This window comes from Streptomyces zaehneri (genome assembly GCF_032248645.1).
Taxonomy (GTDB): domain Bacteria; phylum Actinomycetota; class Actinomycetes; order Streptomycetales; family Streptomycetaceae; genus Streptomyces; species Streptomyces coriariae.
This window is the reverse complement of sequence record NZ_JASTTJ010000003.1, coordinates 402751-420285: the sequence shown is the minus strand read 5'-3', so window position 1 is coordinate 420285 and position 17535 is coordinate 402751. Positions and strand designations below refer to the sequence as shown.

The 17535-nt window shown below is 73.2% G+C and carries 19 protein-coding genes; 8 read left to right on the top strand and 11 right to left on the bottom strand.

The features are described from left to right. Positions 1 to 50 precede the first annotated feature (50 nt). Positions 51 to 1346 (top strand): arsenic transporter, encoded by a 1296-nt coding sequence (locus QQM72_RS07610; protein WP_314220009.1) that lies wholly within the window; start codon positions 51 to 53, stop codon positions 1344 to 1346. A 9-nt stretch (positions 1347 to 1355) separates the two neighbouring features. On the opposite strand, the gene QQM72_RS07605 is transcribed toward QQM72_RS07610, so the two are convergent. Continuing rightward, complete coding sequence (locus QQM72_RS07605; protein ID WP_314220008.1) at positions 1356 to 3350, bottom strand: RICIN domain-containing protein; 1995 nt, start codon at positions 3348 to 3350, stop codon at positions 1356 to 1358. Positions 3351 to 3626: 276 nt separating this feature from the next. Further along, complete coding sequence (locus tag QQM72_RS07600) at positions 3627 to 4613, bottom strand: helix-turn-helix transcriptional regulator (RefSeq protein WP_314220007.1); 987 nt, start codon at positions 4611 to 4613, stop codon at positions 3627 to 3629. 68 nt (positions 4614 to 4681) lie between these two features. On the opposite strand from QQM72_RS07600, the gene QQM72_RS07595 reads away from it, so the two are divergent. Next, a complete protein-coding gene (locus QQM72_RS07595) occupies positions 4682 to 5506 on the top strand; it encodes a phytanoyl-CoA dioxygenase family protein (protein WP_314220006.1) in 825 nt (274 codons plus the stop codon). Between the two features lie 325 nt (positions 5507 to 5831). On the opposite strand, the gene QQM72_RS07590 is transcribed toward QQM72_RS07595, so the two are convergent. The 3 genes from QQM72_RS07590 to QQM72_RS07580 form a co-directional block, all read right to left on the bottom strand. Further along, on the bottom strand, positions 5832 to 6347 hold the full coding sequence (locus QQM72_RS07590; protein ID WP_314220005.1) for a flavoprotein: 516 nt from the start codon (positions 6345 to 6347) through the stop codon (positions 5832 to 5834). 186 nt (positions 6348 to 6533) lie between these two features. After that, complete coding sequence (locus tag QQM72_RS07585; protein WP_314220004.1) at positions 6534 to 6737, bottom strand: ferredoxin; 204 nt, start codon at positions 6735 to 6737, stop codon at positions 6534 to 6536. Between the two features lie 9 nt (positions 6738 to 6746). Then, on the bottom strand, positions 6747 to 8063 hold the full coding sequence (locus QQM72_RS07580) for a cytochrome P450 (protein WP_314220003.1): 1317 nt from the start codon (positions 8061 to 8063) through the stop codon (positions 6747 to 6749). A 300-nt stretch (positions 8064 to 8363) separates the two neighbouring features. Between QQM72_RS07580 and QQM72_RS07575 the strand changes: the two genes are divergently transcribed. Beyond that, entirely contained in the window at positions 8364 to 8987 is a 624-nt protein-coding gene (locus tag QQM72_RS07575; RefSeq protein WP_314220002.1) for a LysE family transporter, read from the top strand. A 107-nt stretch (positions 8988 to 9094) separates the two neighbouring features. After that, positions 9095 to 9544 (top strand): nitroreductase family deazaflavin-dependent oxidoreductase, encoded by a 450-nt coding sequence (locus QQM72_RS07570; protein WP_314220001.1) that lies wholly within the window; start codon positions 9095 to 9097, stop codon positions 9542 to 9544. Between the two features lie 133 nt (positions 9545 to 9677). Here QQM72_RS07570 and QQM72_RS07565 read toward each other — a convergent pair whose 3' ends face one another. After that, positions 9678 to 10757, bottom strand: a complete 1080-nt coding sequence (locus tag QQM72_RS07565) for a cation diffusion facilitator family transporter (protein ID WP_399076305.1) — start codon at positions 10755 to 10757, stop codon at positions 9678 to 9680. Positions 10758 to 11058: 301 nt separating this feature from the next. Between QQM72_RS07565 and QQM72_RS07560 the strand changes: the two genes are divergently transcribed. Beyond that, positions 11059 to 11355, top strand: a complete 297-nt coding sequence (locus tag QQM72_RS07560; RefSeq protein WP_020127674.1) for a DUF4235 domain-containing protein — start codon at positions 11059 to 11061, stop codon at positions 11353 to 11355. Positions 11356 to 11496: 141 nt separating this feature from the next. On the opposite strand, the gene QQM72_RS07555 is transcribed toward QQM72_RS07560, so the two are convergent. Together QQM72_RS07555 and QQM72_RS07550 are read right to left on the bottom strand one after the other, a co-directional pair. Further along, positions 11497 to 11889, bottom strand: coding sequence for a VOC family protein (locus QQM72_RS07555; protein ID WP_314220000.1), 393 nt, complete (start codon positions 11887 to 11889; stop codon positions 11497 to 11499). Between the two features lie 73 nt (positions 11890 to 11962). Then, the gene (locus tag QQM72_RS07550) at positions 11963 to 12427 is read right to left on the bottom strand and encodes a pyridoxamine 5'-phosphate oxidase family protein (RefSeq protein ID WP_314219999.1); all 465 of its coding nucleotides are present in this window, start codon (positions 12425 to 12427) and stop codon (positions 11963 to 11965) included. Positions 12428 to 12562: 135 nt separating this feature from the next. Between QQM72_RS07550 and QQM72_RS07545 the strand changes: the two genes are divergently transcribed. Then, positions 12563 to 12925 (top strand): DUF1304 domain-containing protein, encoded by a 363-nt coding sequence (locus QQM72_RS07545; RefSeq protein WP_267023093.1) that lies wholly within the window; start codon positions 12563 to 12565, stop codon positions 12923 to 12925. Next, the gene (locus tag QQM72_RS07540; protein WP_314219998.1) at positions 12922 to 13485 is read left to right on the top strand and encodes a TetR/AcrR family transcriptional regulator; all 564 of its coding nucleotides are present in this window, start codon (positions 12922 to 12924) and stop codon (positions 13483 to 13485) included. Before QQM72_RS07545 ends, QQM72_RS07540 begins: the two co-directional genes overlap by 4 nt. Positions 13486 to 13492: 7 nt before the next feature. On the opposite strand, the gene QQM72_RS07535 is transcribed toward QQM72_RS07540, so the two are convergent. Both QQM72_RS07535 and QQM72_RS07530 read right to left on the bottom strand, forming a co-directional pair. Beyond that, a complete protein-coding gene (locus tag QQM72_RS07535) occupies positions 13493 to 14347 on the bottom strand; it encodes a hypothetical protein (protein ID WP_314219997.1) in 855 nt (284 codons plus the stop codon). A gap of 72 nt (positions 14348 to 14419) precedes the next feature. After that, positions 14420 to 15376: a GlxA family transcriptional regulator gene (locus tag QQM72_RS07530; protein ID WP_314219996.1), complete on the bottom strand. Its 957-nt coding sequence runs from the start codon at positions 15374 to 15376 to the stop codon at positions 14420 to 14422. Between the two features lie 71 nt (positions 15377 to 15447). On the opposite strand from QQM72_RS07530, the gene QQM72_RS07525 reads away from it, so the two are divergent. Further along, the gene (locus QQM72_RS07525; RefSeq protein WP_314219995.1) at positions 15448 to 16398 is read left to right on the top strand and encodes an NADP-dependent oxidoreductase; all 951 of its coding nucleotides are present in this window, start codon (positions 15448 to 15450) and stop codon (positions 16396 to 16398) included. Positions 16399 to 16405: 7 nt separating this feature from the next. Here the strand turns inward: QQM72_RS07525 and QQM72_RS07520 are convergent, their stop codons facing one another. Beyond that, complete coding sequence (locus QQM72_RS07520) at positions 16406 to 17512, bottom strand: NAD(P)-dependent alcohol dehydrogenase (protein ID WP_314219994.1); 1107 nt, start codon at positions 17510 to 17512, stop codon at positions 16406 to 16408. Between the last annotated feature and the right edge of the window lie 23 nt (positions 17513 to 17535).

Here is a 17535-nt window from a genome sequence, read left to right as displayed (position 1 = left end):
CGGCGCTTTACCCCGGCGTGTTTTCATGGACGGACACCCGGACCAGTCAGATGGGCGGGCACCACCGCACCCCGCTCCCGGAGACACCCATCAACTCCCCGCTCGCCGAAACGCTGTCCGTCGTCCTGCTCGCCGCCGCCCTGGGATGGGCCGTGCTGCGCCCCGCCGGGCGGTCCGAGGCACTCGTCGCCGTCCCCGCCGCCGCACTGGTGATCGCCCTGGGTGCGGTCTCGCCGGAGCACGCGCTGGCGGAGGCCGAGCGGCTCGGACCGGTCGTCGGCTTCCTCGCGGCGGTGCTGGTGCTGGCGCACCTGTGCGATGTCGAGGGTCTCTTCACGGCGTGCGGGGCGTGGATGGCCCGGAAGTCGGCGGGCAGCCCCCGACGCCTGCTGGCCTCGGTGTTCGTGCTGGCCTCGGTGATCACCGCGGTGCTCAGTCTGGACGCGACCGTGGTGCTGCTGACGCCGGTGGTGTTCGCCACCGCCGCCCGGATGGGCGTGCGCGCCAGGCCCCACGTCTACGCCTGCGCGCACCTGTCGAACACCGCTTCGCTGCTGCTGCCGGTCTCCAACCTCACCAACCTGCTGGCATTCGAGGCGAGCGGGCTGAGCTTCACCCGGTTCGCCGCCCTGATGGCCTTGCCGTGGGTCGTCGCGATCGGCGCCGAGTACCTGGTCTTCCGGCGTTTCTTCGCCGCCGACCTGCCGGCCGCCGAGCCCGCCGCCGACGACGGCCCGGCGCCCGAGCTGCCGCTGTTCGCTCTGGTGACGGTCGCCTGCACGCTCGTCGGGTTCGTGGTGGCGTCCGCCGTCGGGATCGAGCCTGCCTGGGCCGCGTTCGCGGGCGCCCTGGTGATGGCCGGACGCGCGCTGCTGCGGCGACGGGTGACACCGGTCGCCGTGGTGCGGGCCGCCGCGCCGGGGTTCCTGGCGTTCGTGCTGGCGCTCGGCATCGTGGTGCGCGCGGTCGTCGACAACGGACTCGCCGACGCGCTGCGGCACGTCCTGCCGGACGGCTCGGGCCTGCTCGCCCTGCTCGCTGTCGCCGCGCTGGCCGCCGTCCTGGCCAACCTGATCAACAACCTGCCCGCGGTCCTGGTCCTGGTGCCGCTCGCCGCCCCGGCCGGGACCGGGGCGGTGCTCGCGGTGCTGCTCGGGGTGAACATCGGCCCGAACCTCACCTACGCCGGATCGCTGGCGACGCTGCTGTGGCGGCGCGTGGTGCAGGCGCGTGAGGAGCGGGTCGGGCTCGGGCAGTTCACCCGGCTGGGTCTGCTCACGGTGCCGACCGCGCTGGTCCCGGCCGTCGTGGCGCTGTGGGCCTCGCTGCAGGTGGTCGGCGCCTGACCGCCCGGGTCAGCCGCGCCCGCCGCCGAACCCGGAGCCCGAGCCGTATCCCCCGGAGCCGCCGCCGTACCCGGAGCCGCCGTAGCCGTATCCCGAGCCGCCGGACGAGCCCGACGGGCCGTCCCACGAGCAGTAGGGGGACGGGTAGTACGAACAGGAAGTGGTGTCGGAGCCCGAGGAACTCGTCGGGCTGGGGGTCGTCGGGGTGGCGGACGGCGTCGGCGCCGGGGGCTTCGCGGCCTTGGGCGTCGGGGTGGGCGCCGGGGCGCCCGAGGAGGTGCTGTCGGCGCCCCAGTTGACGAACTGCATCTGCGGGTCGGGCTGCGAGGTGTCGATCACCCAGCGCTGGGCTGCGCTGTCCACCCGGTTCTTCAGGACGAGGGCGCCCGATCCGTCGGTGGCGGCGGGCGCCAGCGCGAGGTTCTGACCCGAGCGCGGGACGAGCGTGCCCTGGAGGGTGAAGTCGTACCGAACGTTCTTGGGGTCGGACTGGGAGGCTCCCGCGCACGGGGCCAGCCGCACCGAGAAGCCCAGGTGGGAGTCGAGACACAGATCGGCGTTGGCGGCGCTGCGCACCAGCCCGTCCGGTTCGTACGACCACTGCTGGCCGGCCACGGAGGAGCAGGCGGCGAGTTCGGTCTCGGCGCCGCTGACGGCCTTGGTGCCGACGATGCCTATGCACAGCCCGGAGGCCACGTTGTGCAGCCGGCCGCGCAGGGTGCCCTGGGCGTCCTCACCGACGTCGACCCAGGACGGGTCGGAGGTGGCCGTGTCCGTCCCGGGGGCCGGGGTCTTCGCCGACTGGCGGCCGGCGCCGGGCGCGGCTGCGTCCCCGGAACCGACGGCGGCCCACACGCCGAGCGGCAGCACGACCAGTCCGCTCACGGTCAGCACGGCGGCGGCGAGGTTGCGGCGGCGGGCGCGGCGGGCCGCCTTCTGGGCCGAACGGCTCCCTCCGGGGCGGGAGCCGGCGCCGGGCGCGGCCCCGGCGCGCGCGACGGCACCGACCCGCGATCCGATGCGGGCCATCGCCCCGGCACGCAGCCCGGCGCGGGGGTTCGGTCCTGCGCCGGTGCCGGGCACCGCGGGGGCGGGGGCTCCATCGGTGAAGGCCTCGCCCGAGTAGCTCCTGGGCTGCTCCGCGGGGGTCTCGCCGGATTCGCCGTCGCCGGCCATCCTGACCTCGACATAGGCCGCGGCGGCCCAGCCCAGGATGCCCTCGGCCAGGGCGGCGCCGAGCAGACCCTCGAACTGCCGCAGCTGGTCGGCGGTGTGCAGACAGTGCCGGCACCGCTCCAGGTGGCCGCGCAGATCGGGGTCGAGGTCGCCGCCGCCGCGACGGCAGGTGACGTCCAGCAGCCGGTCGTAGCGGTGGCACTCGTCGTCGGTGGCGAGTTCGCGGTGCACCTGGAGGCACTCCTCGCGCAGCCGCTCGCGGGCCCGGCGCAGTTCGACCCGGGCGCCCTCCTCCTCGAGGCCCAGCAGTCCGGCCGGGACCGCCAGGGGCTCGGCCTCGACCTCGATGTGCCAGAGCAGGCAGCGCGCCGACTGGGGCAGCCGCTGGAACGCCCGGGACAGGATGCGCCGGTTCAGCGGCGGCAGCAGCCGGGCGGCGGCGCGGTCACCGTCCTCGCCCTCGGAGCGCAGCGCCGGGTGCAGCAGGTCACGGCGGCCGTCGGCGTCCCATTCACCGGCGATGCGGCGCACGGTCACCAGCAGATGGGGGCGCCAGGCGGCGGTCGGCCCGTTCTGCCGCAGGCTCTCACCGAACAGCCGGGTGAAGGCGGCCGTGGTGAGCATGCCCGCCGCGCGCTCGCCGTCGGTGCACAGCCGTGCGTAGGCGAAAGCGGCCGCCCAGTGGCGGTCCAGCAGCTCACCGACGGGATGCAGTGCGGGTGACGCACCCGTCCACTTCTTCAGCTCGGAGCTCAGCTGTTCGTCCGTCGCGTCGAAGCGGCGCGCCGAAGGGGAATTCGACAGGCCTGCGTCATTCACGGTCTGCATTCCTTCCGGGGGCATGCGGCATAAAGTCCATACCATCGGGTATGCGATCCCGCCCACGAAGCGGGATCGACTCGCACAGGGTTCGGCACCTCGAACGTCCGCGGGGGGACCGCTCTTTTGAAGCGTGGGGGGTGTGAACGGGAGGTGTCTCGTGCGCACCGGGGAAATCGTTGTCCGAGCGCCGACAGGGCTCACCTTTGCACAGCCGGACCAGGCGGAACAAGAGATCTCGCGGTTTCGTGCATTGCCTGTAAGCCAAATAATTTTGACGAAACGTCAACCGTGGAACCCCTGTGGGGTGGTCGCTGTATCGGTGTCCCTTTTGGCGCCCCTTTCGGCGTGCCTTTCAGGACGGGTAATTGTCGTCCGCATTCCGTCCCGGTACGTGCCCGGCGGTGCGCCGTGGCGGGCGCGGAAGACGCGGCTGAAGTGGAACGCGCTCGCGAAGCCCGAGGCCGACGCCACGCGTTCCACGGACAGGTCGGTGCCCTCCAGCAGCCGGGCGGCGTGGCTCAGTCGCGTCTCGAGCAGATCCCGCATCGGGGAACGGCCGACCTGCTCCGTGAAGAGATGGGCGAAGCGCGAGGGCGACAGCGCGACCTCCGCGGCGAGCGAGCGGACGGTGTGCGGGGCGCCGGGGTCCGCCGCCATCCGCGCCCGGACACGGCGCACGCGCTCGTCGAGGCCGGGCGGGGGCGCGGGAGGCCGGGCCGAGGCGGCCGCCAGCAGGACGGCCTCCTCCAGTGCGCACAGGGCGAGTTCCCGGGCCGCGGAGCCATGCGCGACCACGATCCCCAGGTCACCGGACGCCAGTTCGGCACCGGTCCACCGGGCGTCGGCGCGCATCCGCCGCCAGGCTCCCGCCATCCGGTCGTGCAGCGCGGCCGGCACGGGGCCGACGCCGTACAGACCGTCCGGGCCGTCGCCGGTGGCGTAGGGGCGAAGCCAGGGTGTCCAGGAAGGCCGGACCTGACAGTGCGCCCACCAGAACCGCCAGTGCCGTGCGCCGGGTTCGACGGCGTAGGCGTGCGGGACACCCGGCGCGAGCACCACCAGGTCTCCGGCGCCGGCCCGCACCTCGCTGCCGCCCTGCCGCAGCCGGCCGCGCCCGCCCGTCGTCCAGGTGAACAGCCAACTGTCCGACCCCTGGGGCCGGTCGACGCGGTACCCGGCGTCCTCGTCGAAGTGACCGACCACCACCAGGCCGGGCGGCGGGGACGGATCCGCGGGACCGGCAGTCCTGGGCAGGTCGTCAGCACGCATGGGCATCCTCCCGGGGGGTGCGTCGGCCTAGCGTTGCGGTCGAGACCAGTGGACCGAGGAGGCACAGTATGACCGTCACGGACACCGGCGCCGCCGGGGCACCCGTCCTGACCCGCGCGGGGCTGCGGCAGTACCGGGAGGACGGCTTCACCGTCGTACGCGCGCTGTTCGGGTACGACGAGGTCGACCGCCTGCGTGCCGAGTTCGCGCAGTTGCACGCGGCCGGGCGGCCGGTGCCCGGGCACTTCGAACCGCGTCCCGGCGCCGCCGACCCGCTGCACGCGTACCCGAGGGTGATGCACCCGCACGAGATCAGTTCCCTCGCCCGGCAGGTGCTGCTGGACGCGCGGCTGCGGAACGTGCTCGAGGAACTGCTCGGCGAGGAGGTGCTGGCCGCGCAGAGCATGTTCTACTTCAAGCCGCCGGGCGCCCGGGGCCAGGCGCTGCACCAGGACAACTTCTATCTGCGGGTCGAGCCGGGCACCTGCGTGGCGGCCTGGCTGGCCTGTGACGTGATCGACCGGGACAACGGCGGGCTCGAGGTGGTGCCCGGCACCCACCGGATGGGGCTGTTCTGCCCCGAGGAGGCGGACGCGGAGGTGTCGTTCGCGCGCGAGTACGTGCCGCCGCCGCCCGGACTCGCCGCGGTGCCGGTCGACATGGCGCCGGGTGACGTGCTGTTCTTCAACGGCAGCCTGGTGCACGGGTCGGGGCCGAACGCGAGCGGAGACCGATTCCGGCGGTCGTTCATCGGGCACTACACGGGGCAGTCGGCGGAGCGCATCGGGCGGTACTACCGGACGCTCTCCATGAGCGGTGAGCGGGTGCCGCTGGCGGTCAGCGAGGGGGCGGGGCCCTGCGGTACCGAGTTCGCACCGCAAGGCCCGCATTAGTGCTCCGCTCGCCGGACGGCACTTCCGCCGCCGGGTGCGCGGGGGCTGGTCGCGCGGTTCCCCGCGCCCTGCGGGGGCGCCTTCAGCGGCCGGCGACCGGGTGGGGCCCGCAAGACTCCTCCGGTTCCGCCAACTCCCTTTCTTTCAGGGGCAGTTCGGTGGCCGCTCCGTAGGTCGTGCAGCCCGGACGGATCCTGGAGACGTCCAGACCCGTCGAACCGGGCTTCACGTACCGCATCGCGGCCGCTCCTGACATCGGTGTGGGTTCGGAAGTGGAGCGTACGTCGGCCCGAGGGGACGGGCTGGACCGAGCGGCTTGCCCGACTCATTCGATCAGGTCCAGCGCCCGCTCCCAGTCGAACTCCTCGCCCCGGTCACGGTCGTAGGGGTACCCGAACCGGACGCCCATGCCGCGCAGCCGTATCAGACTGTCCTGGTAGGCGGGGTGGCTCGCGAGGGTCTCGTTCACACAGGGCAGGACCCCGAGGGGGACGCCCAGCCCGGCGACCTCGCACAGCGTGCCCAGGGCGAGGGTGTCGGCGATGCCCGCAGCCCACTTGTTGATGGTGTTGAAGGTGGCCGGGGCGACGACGACGGCGTCGGGCTCGGGGAACGGCCGCGGGTCGCCGGGGCGCCGCCAGGCGGAGCGGATCGGGCGCCCGGTCTGCGCCTCGACGGCGGCGGTGTCGAAGAAGCCTTTCATGGCGTGGGGTGTCGCGATGACGCCCACGTGCCACTCCCGTTCCTGGGCGGCGGCGATCAGCCTGCCGACGTCCGAGGCGATGCCGGCGGCGCAGACGACGACGTAGAGAAAGGGCGGCTGTTCGTCCTGTTCGGTCACCCGCGCACCCTACTGAAGCGGGGAGGGCGGCCCTCGTTCGGCCTCGGGGCCCGGCCCGTGACGCGCCGTCGCGTCGTCCCCCACGAAGACGCACGCGTCGGCCGCCGAAGGGGATACGGGGGGTGGACGCGGTCGGCCCACGGTCGCCGCGCTCCATGCCCGGGCCTCGCACTCCACGCCCGCACCTCATCCGGCCGGCTCGGACACGTTGATCGCGCCGACCGGGCAGGCCCGGGCGGCCTCCCTGACCATCGGATCACCGCCGCCGCCCTCCCGGCCGGGCAGCAGGGCGCTGAGGCCGTCGTCGTCCTGGGTGAAGACGCCCGGGGCGGCCAGCGCGCACTGGCCGGCGCCGATACAGACGTCCGTGTCGATGTGAATGTCCGTCACGGGTGCCCCTTACCAGGTCACGGGGAGTTCCAGCATCCCCTGGATGGTGTCGCCGGGCTTCCAGCGCACCTCGTCGGCGGGCACGGCCAGCCGCAGGCCGGGGAGCCGCTCCAAGAGGGCGCCCAGGGCGATCTCCAGCTCCGCGCGGGCCAGGTTCTGGCCGAGGCACTGGTGGATGCCGAAGCCGAACGCCACGTGGTGGCGGGCGGAGCGGTGCCAGTCGAGGGTGTCGGGCGCCGGGTAGGCGCCCTCGTCCCGGTTGATCACGGACGTCGCGAAGACCACGCCCTCCCCCGCCCGGATCGTCGTCCCGGCCACCTCGATGTCCTCGGTGGCCTGCCGCAGCAGGCCGTCCGCGATGGACAGCAGCCGCATCAGCTCCTCGACGGCCGCCGGCAGTCGCGACGGCTCGGCGCGCAGCTCGGCCAGCCGGTCGGGGTGCCGGAGCAGGGTGTAGGTGCCCAGCGAGATCATGTTGGCGGTCGTCTCGTGGCCCGCGACCAGCAGGATCGTGGCCAGCGCGATCGCCTCCTCCCGGTCCACCGTTCCTTCGCGCACCTGCTCGTGGACCAGGGCGTCGAGGACGCCGTCGCCGGACGGCTCCGTCAGCTTCCGGTCGATCAGCGCGCCGAGGTAGTCGTCGAGCCGGTCGCGCGCCCCGCGCACCTCCTCGGGCACCCGGCTGCGCAGCAGCCGTCGCGACTGCTCCTCGAAGAACTCGTGGTCGGCGTACGGTACGCCGAGCAGTTCGCAGATCACCGTGGACGGCACGGGCAGCGCGAAGGCGTTCACGAGTTCCGCGGGCGGCCCCTGCGCGAGCATCGCGTCGATGCGCTCGTCGACGATCCGCTGGATGGCCGGGCGCAGGGCGGTGGCGCGTTTGAGGGTGAAGTTCGCGACCAGCAGGCGGCGCTGGACGTGGTGCTCGGGGTCGTCGACGTTGAGCAGGGCCGTCCGGCGGTCGCGCAGCGCCTTGAAGCGGGGCGAGGTCGCCGGGTAGCCGGGGCGGGTGCGGTCGGTCGACAGCCGGGGGTCGGCGAGCAGGTGGCGGGCCGCCTCGTGCCCGGTCACCAGCCAGGCGACCCGGCCGTCGTAGAGGGTGACGCGGGCCAGCGGACGGGAGTCCCGCAGTGGCTCGTAAGCGGGGGGCGGCTGGTAGGGGCAGGTGCGGTCCTGGGGGAAGGCGACGGGCGCAGGCCCGCGCCTCACATCCGTCAGGCCCGTCGCGTCCGTCGCGTCTGTCGCGTCCGACGCATGCGTCAGGCCCGTGGTGTCCGTCGCGCTCACCAGGCCCCGGGTGTCCGTCGTGTCCGTGGTATCCGTCATGGGTGACCTCGCAGACGAAGAGTGCGTCATGCCGATCTTCATTAGATGCCCCGGGCACCTATGGAGCGACGCGCAGTTCGGCCAGATCGACCAATGGGGCGATTCGGCCGGAACCATTCGCTCCGAAGCGCCACTCTTGGGGCGGCGACGGGAAAACCGATTGCCGCCGCCCCGCCTTCACCCGCAGGATCCGGCCATGTCCACTTTCGCCGCCCTCCCGCCGCTGACGCCCGCCACCGCCCTTCCGGCGTGCGGCCGACAGCAGCCCGGCCGTCCCCGGAGGCCCGACACCGCGCGACCGTGACGGCCGCGCTCGTCGCGGGCCTGGTCGCGGGCTACGGCATCGCCGTACCCGTCGGCGCGGTCGCGACCTACCTCGTCTCCCTCACCGCCCGCACCTCCCTGCGCACCGGTGTGTGCGCCGCGCTCGGCGTCGCCCTCGCGGACGGCCTCTACGCCCTCATCGCCACGGCCGGGGGCGCCGCCGTCGCCGCCGTACTGCGGCCGGTACTGACGCCGCTGCGCTGGGCCTCGGCGCTGGTCCTGCTGGCGCTGGCGGCACGCGGCGCGATGACCGCCGTGCGCCAGTACCGGGCCCGGCGGCTCAGCACCCGGTCCGCGCCGCCTCCGCCGAGCCCCGCCAGGGCCTGTCTGAGCCTGTTCGGCATCACCCTCCTCAACCCGACGACCGTGATCTACTTCGCCGCCCTGGTTCTCGGCACCGGCACCACCGCGTCCGTACGGCCCCTGGAACAGGGCGTGTTCGTGGTGGCGGCCTTTCTCGCGTCCGCGAGCTGGCAGGTTTCGCTCGCCGGCGGCGGCGCGTTGCTGGGCCGCTTGCTGACCGGACACCGGGGGCGGCTGCTGACGGCGCTCGTGTCGAGCGGGGTGATGACGGTGCTGGCCCTGCGGATGATGACTTGAGGAGGCCACGGGGCGGATGAATCTCGCGGCCACCGGTGTTGAACCGGGTTGCGAGTCGGACGTACGTGACGCGCACGACGCGGCGCGATGACGAAGGGACGGATGCCATGCCTCTCGAAGGCGAGTACGAAGCCAGCCCGACGCAGTGGGTGCGCGAGCAGGTGGAGCAGTACGAGCGCTCCGGCGGCACCGAGGGGACGACGCTGCGGGACACGGGACTGCCCGTCATCCTGCTGACGACCCGGGGCGCGAAGAGCGGGAAGCTCCGCAAGACGCCGCTGATGCGGGTCGAGCACGACGGCCGGTACGCCCTGGTCGCCTCGCAGGGCGGGGCGCCCAAGCACCCGGTCTGGTACCACAACCTCAAGGCCGACACCCAGGTGGAGCTCCAGGACGGCCCCCTGAAGCAGGACATGACGGCCCGTGAGGTCACCGGCACGGAGAAGGCCGAGTGGTGGGAACGCGCCGTCGCCGCGTTCCCGTCGTACGCGGACTACCAGAAGAAGACCGACCGGGAGATCCCGGTGTTCGTCGTGGAGCCCGCCGCCGGCAGCTGAGACGGCCTCCGCCGGGGCACGGAAGGGGTCCCTGCGGCAACCGTTCGAGCGGCCCTCGAGGACTCCTCGACGAGGTCGCAGAAAAATCTGTCACGGTAGACGCATGACGGTGCCCCCACCGGGCACCTGACGGTCAGGCCCCGCCGCGTTCCCCCGTCGCGGCGGGGCTTTCCGCTGCCTCGCGCGCGCCGCGGTCGGTCACGTCGAGGAAGATCTGGTCCGCCTCGGACACCGTCGCCGCGATCGAGCGCTTGATGCGCACGGCGATCTCCTCGACCCGCTCGCTGTCCAGGCCCGGAATGAGGTCGATCCGGGCCGCCACCAGCGCCGCGTCGAGGCCCATCTTCATCGTGAACAGCGCTTCCACGCTGTCGATCTCGGGCTGGGCGTCGAGCAGGGCCCGGATCCGCGCCCCGGTCTCCGGGTCGGCGGCCTCGCCGATGAGCTGGTCGCGGGCCTCGCGCCCCAGTCGGTAGGCGACGTAGACGAGCAGCGCGCCGATCGCGAGCGAGGCGGAGGCCTCCCACACGACCTGCCCGGTCACCATGTGCAGGACCATCCCGATGGCGGCCAGCGTGACGCCGAGCACGGCGGTGCCGTCCTCGGCGACGACGGTGCGCAGGGCCGGGTCGCGCAGACCCGCGAGTCCGCCGCCCTGTTTGCGTACCTGGTGCAGGGCCCGCAGCAGTGAGGCGCCCTCGGCGAGGAAGGCGACGCCGAGCACGATCAGGCCGGCCACATAGCCGCTGAGCTCTTCGTCGACGTCGGACCGCAGGGCCTCGATGCCCTGGAAGAAGGAGAAGCAGCCTCCCATGACGAAGATCCCCACGGCGGCCAGCAGCGACCAGAAGAAGCGTTCCTTGCCGTAACCGAAGGGGTGCCGTGCGTCGGCCGGGCGTCGGCTGCGGTGCAGCGCGGCGAGGAGGAAGACCTCGTTCAGACTGTCGGCCACGGAGTGCGCGGCCTCCGACAGCAGCGCGGGCGAGCCCGCGAACAGACCGCCCACGGCCTTGGCCACGGCGATCACCAGGTTGGCGGCGAGTGCCACCAGGACGGTGACGCGGGTCCTGCGGTCGGCGTTCGACGCGGACTTGCGATCTCCACTCCCCCGCGCCTTCTCCTCCGCCGCCCTTCCGGTGTTCGTTTCGGCGCTCCGTTCGGCGCTCCGTTCGGCGGTCCGTGCGGTCTGGCGCTCTGAAGATGTCCCTGTCACCTTCGCCGACTGCCCAGGCAGATCGGGCTCATACCGTGCCGTCGGCGTAAATCGGGGAACGCGTTCAGCAGGACATGCAGGGCACAGGACATGCACGAGAGCACGGATGCCGACGGGAGGAACCATGAGCGACGGGGGCGACGGCAACAGCGCGTACGGCCACAAGGCGTTCCAACGGTCCAAGAGCCCCGTTCGGCACCGGGGCACCGCCCGATCCGGTCCGCGTCGACGAAGAGGTTCCGGCGCGGGGACGACCCTGAGACCCCCTCCACGCAACAACGGCAGAAGGAGTGAGACACACGTGGCCAAGAAGAGGAAACTCCCCCTTGTCTACAAGCCCGTCGGTTTCGTGCTCGGCTGGGCGAGCGGCGCCCTGGCGGGAGCCGCGTTCCGCAAGGCGTGGAAGGCGATACGACACGAGGACGACGCTCCGGACGCGCTCGACCGGGACCGCGGCTGGGGCGAGATCCTGCTGGCCGCGGCGGTCCAGGGCGCGATCTTCGCGGCGGTCCGCAGCGCCGCCGACCGCACCGGCGCCAAGGCGATCGAACGGTCCACGGGCGTGTGGCCGGCCCAGGACAAGGGCGGCCGGGACTGAGCGGCCCGCCCGGGACCGGCCGCGGTCGGCGGTGGACCCACGGGGTCCTCGCGGACTCCGGCCGGGCCACGCCGGTACGGGAGCGGCCCGGCCCTCTCCGGCGTCGTCCGGGTGAGGGCCGGGCCGCTCCCGTACCCGGCTTCAGCCCTGCTTCGGCGCCGTGGCGGGCTCGAGGCGGATGGTGAAGGAGTGTCCGGAGGGGTCGGAGTAGCCGCGCTCCTCGTGCGGGCCGGGGGCACCCTTGGTCTCCAGCGGGCGGCCCCCCAGGCCCACGACCCTGCGTTCCACCTCGTCGAGGTCGTCGACGAGGAAGTCCAGGTGGGCCTGAAAGGAGTTCTCGGGGCGGGGCCAGCTCGGCGGGGTCGCGTTCACGTCGCGCCGGAAGGCCAGCCGGGTCCCGTCGGCGCCCCTGATCTCCACGCGGTTGGCGGACGCGATGATCTCCTCGGCGTCCAGCAGCCCCTTGTAGAACTCGGCGAGCTTCTCGGGCTCGGCACAGTCGAGCACCACAACGCCCGCTTTCACCACTGCCATGTCGTCGTCTCCTCCGCGAGATCCGGCCCGGGGCGGGCTAGTCCCGCCCCCGGACCTTGCGGATACCCCGGTTTCAGTCGGCCACCAGCCAGGCCCCGTCCCGCATCAGTTCCCGCCCCTGGATCTCGTTGGCCGCCCGCCAGGCCTGGATCCGGCCGGGGAGGACCCGGAAGTACAGGTAGGGCGCGGCCAGTTCGCGCGGGTCGAAGCCGGTCTTGCCCGCGAAGATCTCGGCGTCCTCCTCGGGCAGTTCGACCGGCGGCACTGCCGCGGCGGTGCCCTCGATCATCACGACGTCCTGGGTCGGGCCGACGGCGATGCGCGCGACACCGGAGGCCAGCAGGTTGCGGCCGGTGGGGCTGGTGGCGGGCGTGGCGAAGAGCAGGGTCGCGCCGTCCCAGACGAAGGAGAGGGGGACCAGATAGGGGGCCGAGCCGCCCTCGGCGGCGGTGGCGACCCACGCGTCGACGTCGTGTTCGAGCCGGTGGAGGGTGTCGAGCTTGCGCTGCTTGGCGGGGCGTGCGGGTGCTGGCGTCATGGTTTCAGTCTGGCCGTCGCCGCCCGTTTCGCACCAAGAGCCCCACGCCGGGGGTCACGATTCCCACCGGCGGCTGGACTTCCTGGACAGGTGTCCCGCTATAGTGGACACCTGTCCAAGAAACTGAGGGAGACCATGGAGATCCTGGCGAACGTGCTGGTCGTTCTGGTGGCCGCACTGCATCTCTACATCCTGGTGATGGAGATGTTCCTGTGGCAGAAGAAGCCGGGGATGTCGTTCCACGGCCTGGACGCGGAGATGGCGAAGCGGACCGCCGCGATGGCCGCCAACCAGGGGCTCTACAACGGGTTTCTCGCGGCGGGCCTGGTGTGGGGGCTGATCGCGGCCGACCCGACCGGGTTCCGGGCGCAGGTGTTCTTCCTGTCCTGTGTGATCGTGGCCGGCGTGTACGGCGCGGCCACGGCGAACCGCAGGATCCTGGTCGCGCAGGCCCTGCCCGGTGCTCTCGCCCTGGCCGCCGTCCTGATCGCGCAGTGACCCGCGGCGAGCCCGAGGACCCGCGCGCGGCCCGCACCCGGGCGCGGCTGCGTTCCGCGTTGCTGGCGGAATGCGCCGAGCGGCCGCTGGAGGAGGTAGGCGTCGCCGCGCTGGTGCGGCGGGCGGGGGTCGGCCGGGCCACCTTCTACGTGCACTATCCCGACCTGGAGGCGCTCGCGGTCGACGCCTGCGCGGACGTCGTACGCGAGGCCGTGGAGGCGCTGCACGCCTGGCAGGGGCGGCCCGACCCGGTGCGGGCGCCGGCCGCGCTGCCGGAGTTCTTCGGCTCCCTGACGCCGCACGCCGCGCTGTACCGCACCCTGCTCGCGCCCGGCGGCGGCGGACCGCTCGGCCGCGTGCTGCACCGGGACCTGCGGGCCTACAGCCTGCGCGAACGGGAGCGTGCGGGTGCGGCCGACGCGCCCCTGGTCGCCTCGGCCGTCGCCGCGACCTTCGCGGGGGTGCTGGCGGACTGGCTGCACGGCGACCTCGACGGCACCCCCGGTGAGATCGCCGACCAGGTGTGGCAGCTGCTGGTCGCGCTGCACGCCAGCCGCTGACCGGCGGTCACATGCACGCCACCATGTCCTTCGCCAGGGGCCAGGCCTCGACCCCGTCGGAGGTGCGGACGTACGCCGTCGAGGCGTCGTCCGTCATCCACAACCGCCAGTCGCCGTAGCGGTACCCGGTGTCGTGGGCGTCGGCCGGCACAGCGGCGTCGCCGTCGTACGGCGAGGTCAGCAGATCCTCCTCGATCACGCCGTCGGGGTCGCGGACGTACTGCCGGTGGTCCTCGCCCCGGCCCATCCCCAGGAAGTGCGCCGTCTGCCAGTCGCAGTGCTCGGCACCGGGGTAGCTGCTCAGGATCGTGGTCGCGACCCGCGCACCGTGCCGGTCGGTCCAGATCTCCTCGTCGCCGGCGTCGGTGACGCGCGCGGGAAGCTCGGCCGGATCGCAGGAGGCGCTGGTCTCTGGGCCCCACCCCGGCCGGTCCTTCTGGTCCCGGGCGACGACGACCGCGACCTTCGTCCGCCCGGCCACGTCGTACGAGAACAGCACCCGGTCCGCCTCCTCGCGCTCCACCCGGAAGCCGGAGCGCGGGCCCGCCGGCTCGAACAGGTCGAAGTAGAGCCGCAGTCCCTCCTGCGGCGTGTCACCGCCGTCGCGTTCACTCCAGCCGTCCGGCCCGCCGCCCGAGGAGATCTCCCCGTCGCACTCCAGCGCCCGGCCCGCGGCGCCGGACGCGGTGCGCAGGGCCTGCGGCGTGCTCTCGTCCAGCTCCTTCGTGGCGATGTCCAGCGGACCGGCGTACGGCGTCGCCGGTGGCGTTCCCTCGACGACCACGTCCGTCCCGTCCCCGGCACCGCATCCCACGGCCGCCAGTGCCACCAGCAGTCCCGCCGCCACGAACCGTGCGCGCATACCCGCCCTCTTTTCCGTCCCGCGGCCGCCCGTTCGCGCCCGCTCCTGTGACGCGGCAGCGATCCGCAACGTTCAGCGGGCCGTCTGGAACGTCCTGCGGTACGCCTGGGGGGAGACGCCGATGGCCGCGTGCAGGTGCTGGCGCAGTGAGGCGCCGGTGGCGAAGCCGACCCGGCCGGCGATCTGGTCGACGGAGAGGTCACTGGCCTCCAGCAGGTGCCGGGCGTGCACCACGCGCTGCTGGATCAGCCAGCGGCCGGGACTGATGCCCACCTCGCCGTGGAAGCGGCGGGCGAAGGTGCGCGGGCTCATCCGGGCGTGCGCGGCGAGGTCGGCGAGGGCGAGGGGCTCGTCCAGGCGTCCCATGGCCCAGGCGCGGGTGGCCGCCGTGCTCGCCGCGCCGGACTCGGGAACGGGCTGTTCGATGTACTGCGCCTGGCCGCCGTCGCGGAACGGCGGGACCACGCAGCGGCGGGCCACCTTGTTGGCGAGTTCGCTGCCGTGGTCCTTGCGGACGAGGTGCAGACAGATGTCGACCCCGGAGGCGGCGCCCGCCGAGGTCAGCACGCGGCCGTCGTCGACGAAGAGGACGTCCGGGTCGAGGTCGACCTGCGGATACATCCGGCCGAACGCCTCGGCGACCTGCCAGTGGGTGGTGGCCCGGCGGCCGTCCAGGAGACCGGCGGCGGCGAGGACGAACGCGGCGGTGCAGATGGACACGATGCGCGCGTCGGGGCGGATCCGGGCGAGCGCCTCGGCGACCCCGTCCGGCAGTCCGGCGGTGATCCGGTCGGAGGCCACCGGGGCGACGACGACCGTGTCGGCCGTGGCCAGCGCCTCGGGACCGTGCTGCACGCCGACCGTGAAGTCGGCGTTGGTCTGGACAGGACCGCCGTCGACCGAGCAGGTCAGGATCTCGTAGTGCCCGTCTGCCGCACCGAGGATCCGGCTGGGGATGCCGAGTTCGAAGGGGTAGACGCCGTCGAGGGCGAGGACGACCACCCGGTGCTTGCGTTGCTGTGCCTGCATGGCACGATCCTATCGAAGCTTGGCAATCTTGCCATTTCCCGGTCGGACGCGGCCCGGCAGGCTGGCTCACCATGAGCACTGTGAACACCATGCGCGTCATCGACCAGAACGTCCTCGGCGGCCCCGAGGTCCTGACGGAGAGGGAAGTGGAGCGGCCCGCGCCGCGTCCGAACGAGGTACTGGTCCGGGTGCGCGCCGCCGGCGTCAACCCGACCGACTGGAAGCACCGCGCGACGGGCGGGTTCCTGGGCGAGCCGCCCTTCGTCCTGGGCTGGGACCTCTCCGGGACCGTCGAGGCGGTCGGCATCGGCGTGGCCGCCTTCGCCCCCGGCGACGAGGTCTTCGGCATGCTGCCGTACCCCTACGGACACGGCTCGCACGCCGAGTACGCCATCGCCCCGGTCCGTGCCCTGTGGCACAAGCCGGCCGGCATCGACCACGTCCAGGCGGCCGCGCTGCCGCTGGTCTCGCTGACCGCCTGGCAGGCGCTGGTCGAGAACGCCGGCCTCGAGGCCGGGCAGCGGGTACTGATCCACGCGGCCGCCGGCGGTGTGGGGCATGTCGCCGTGCAGATCGCCAAGGCGCGCGGCGCGTACGTGATCGGTACGGCCAGCGCGGGCAAGCACGACTTCCTGCGGGAGCTCGGCGTCGACGAGGTGATCGACTACCGCGAGAACGACGTCACCGAGGCCGTCAAGGACGTCGACGTGGTCCTGGACACGCTGGGCGGGGACGCCTCCGTGCGGTCCCTGCGCGTGCTGCGGCCGGGCGGGATCGTGGTGTCGATCCTGCCGGTGGGGTCCGACGAGTTCCACGAGGAGGCGGAGCGGCTCGGCGTACGGGCGGTGCGGATGCTGGTGGACGCCGACCGGGCCGGGATGCGGACGATCGCCGAACTGGCCGGGACGGGGAAGCTGCGCCCCACGATCGCGGGGACGTTCCCGCTGGCCGATGCCGCCGAGGCGCACACCCTCGGCGACACCGGCCGGACCACCGGCAAGCTGGTCCTGACGGTCGACTGACGATCCGTCAGAACAGCAGCACGGGCTTGATGGTCCTGCCCTCGGTCATGTCCCGCACCGCCCGGTCGATGTCCGCGAACGGATAGGTGCCGATCAGGCGGTCCAGCGGGAGCCGCCCCTCCTTGACCAGCTCGACCAGGGCCGGGATGAAGGCTTGCGTCTCGCTGTCGCCGAGGGTGAGCCCGACGACCCGCTTGCCGCCCAGCAGCCCGTTGACGTCGAGGGCGACCTCACTGCCGAAGGGCGGTGCGCCCACGACGACGAGGGTGCCGCGGGCGGCGAGCGCGTCGACGCCCTGGCGCAGCACGGCCGTGTTGCCCGTGGTCTCCACGACGCCGTCGGCGCCCTGCCCGCCGGTGATCTCGGCGACCGCCTCGACCGGCGTGACCGTGCTCGCGTCGACGGTGTGCGTGGCGCCCAGCTCCTTGGCCAGCTGGAGGCGTTCGGCGACCCGGTCGACCGCGATGATCGTGGTGGCCGGGGTGAGGGCGGCCGCCATGACCGCCGACAGGCCGACGGCGCCCGCGCCGAGGACGACGACCGTGCTGCCGGTCGCCGGCTTCAACACGTTCCAGACGGCGCCGACGCCGGTCTGGACCCCGCAGCCCAGCGGGGCGATCGACGCCAGGGGTACCCCGGGGTCGACCTTGACGAGGCTGCGCTGGTCGACCAGGGCCCGCTCGGCGAAGGAGGACTGGCCGAAGAAGTGGCCGCCGAGGGGCTCGCCGTCCCGGCTGAGGGTGCCGGTGCCGTCGGCGCGGCGGCCGCCGATGAGGTTCAGCGGCAGCCAGGTGGCGCAGTAGGCGGGATGGCCGCCGCGGCAGTTGCGGCAGTCGCCGCAGGAGGTGAAGGACAGCACGACATGGTCGCCGGGTGCCACCCCCGTGACGGCCGGGCCGACCGACTCCACGACGCCCGCGCCCTCGTGGCCGAGTACTCCGGGCAGCGGGAAGGGCAGTCCGCCGCTCGCCACGCCGAGGTCGGTGTGACAGAGTCCGGCCGCCACCAGACGGACGACCGCCTCGTGCGGGGCGGGGTCGTCGAGGACGACGTCGGACAGGGTGAAGGGCGCTCCGCCGGACTCGACGACGGCGGCGCGTGTGGTGATGGACATCGGTTGAACTCCCTCTGTTTCGC

What these genes read in the sequence shown, in the direction of transcription:
- QQM72_RS07545 (WP_267023093.1), top strand. Translation starts at nt 12,563, where the DNA reads ATGGAGATCCTGGCGAACGTGCTGGTCGTTCTGGTGGCCGCACTGCAT.
- QQM72_RS07525 (WP_314219995.1), top strand. Translation starts at nt 15,448, where the DNA reads ATGAGCACTGTGAACACCATGCGCGTCATCGACCAGAACGTCCTCGGC.
- QQM72_RS07605 (WP_314220008.1), bottom strand. Translation starts at nt 3,350, where the DNA reads ATGCAGACCGTGAATGACGCAGGCCTGTCGAATTCCCCTTCGGCGCGC.
- QQM72_RS07570 (WP_314220001.1), top strand. Translation starts at nt 9,095, where the DNA reads ATGCCTCTCGAAGGCGAGTACGAAGCCAGCCCGACGCAGTGGGTGCGC.
- QQM72_RS07600 (WP_314220007.1), bottom strand. Translation starts at nt 4,613, where the DNA reads ATGCGTGCTGACGACCTGCCCAGGACTGCCGGTCCCGCGGATCCGTCC.
- QQM72_RS07535 (WP_314219997.1), bottom strand. Translation starts at nt 14,347, where the DNA reads ATGCGCGCACGGTTCGTGGCGGCGGGACTGCTGGTGGCACTGGCGGCC.
- QQM72_RS07550 (WP_314219999.1), bottom strand. Translation starts at nt 12,427, where the DNA reads ATGACGCCAGCACCCGCACGCCCCGCCAAGCAGCGCAAGCTCGACACC.
- QQM72_RS07530 (WP_314219996.1), bottom strand. Translation starts at nt 15,376, where the DNA reads ATGCAGGCACAGCAACGCAAGCACCGGGTGGTCGTCCTCGCCCTCGAC.
- QQM72_RS07595 (WP_314220006.1), top strand. Translation starts at nt 4,682, where the DNA reads ATGACCGTCACGGACACCGGCGCCGCCGGGGCACCCGTCCTGACCCGC.
- QQM72_RS07610 (WP_314220009.1), top strand. Translation starts at nt 51, where the DNA reads ATGGGCGGGCACCACCGCACCCCGCTCCCGGAGACACCCATCAACTCC.
- QQM72_RS07520 (WP_314219994.1), bottom strand. Translation starts at nt 17,512, where the DNA reads ATGTCCATCACCACACGCGCCGCCGTCGTCGAGTCCGGCGGAGCGCCC.
- QQM72_RS07555 (WP_314220000.1), bottom strand. Translation starts at nt 11,889, where the DNA reads ATGGCAGTGGTGAAAGCGGGCGTTGTGGTGCTCGACTGTGCCGAGCCC.
- QQM72_RS07580 (WP_314220003.1), bottom strand. Translation starts at nt 8,063, where the DNA reads ATGACGGATACCACGGACACGACGGACACCCGGGGCCTGGTGAGCGCG.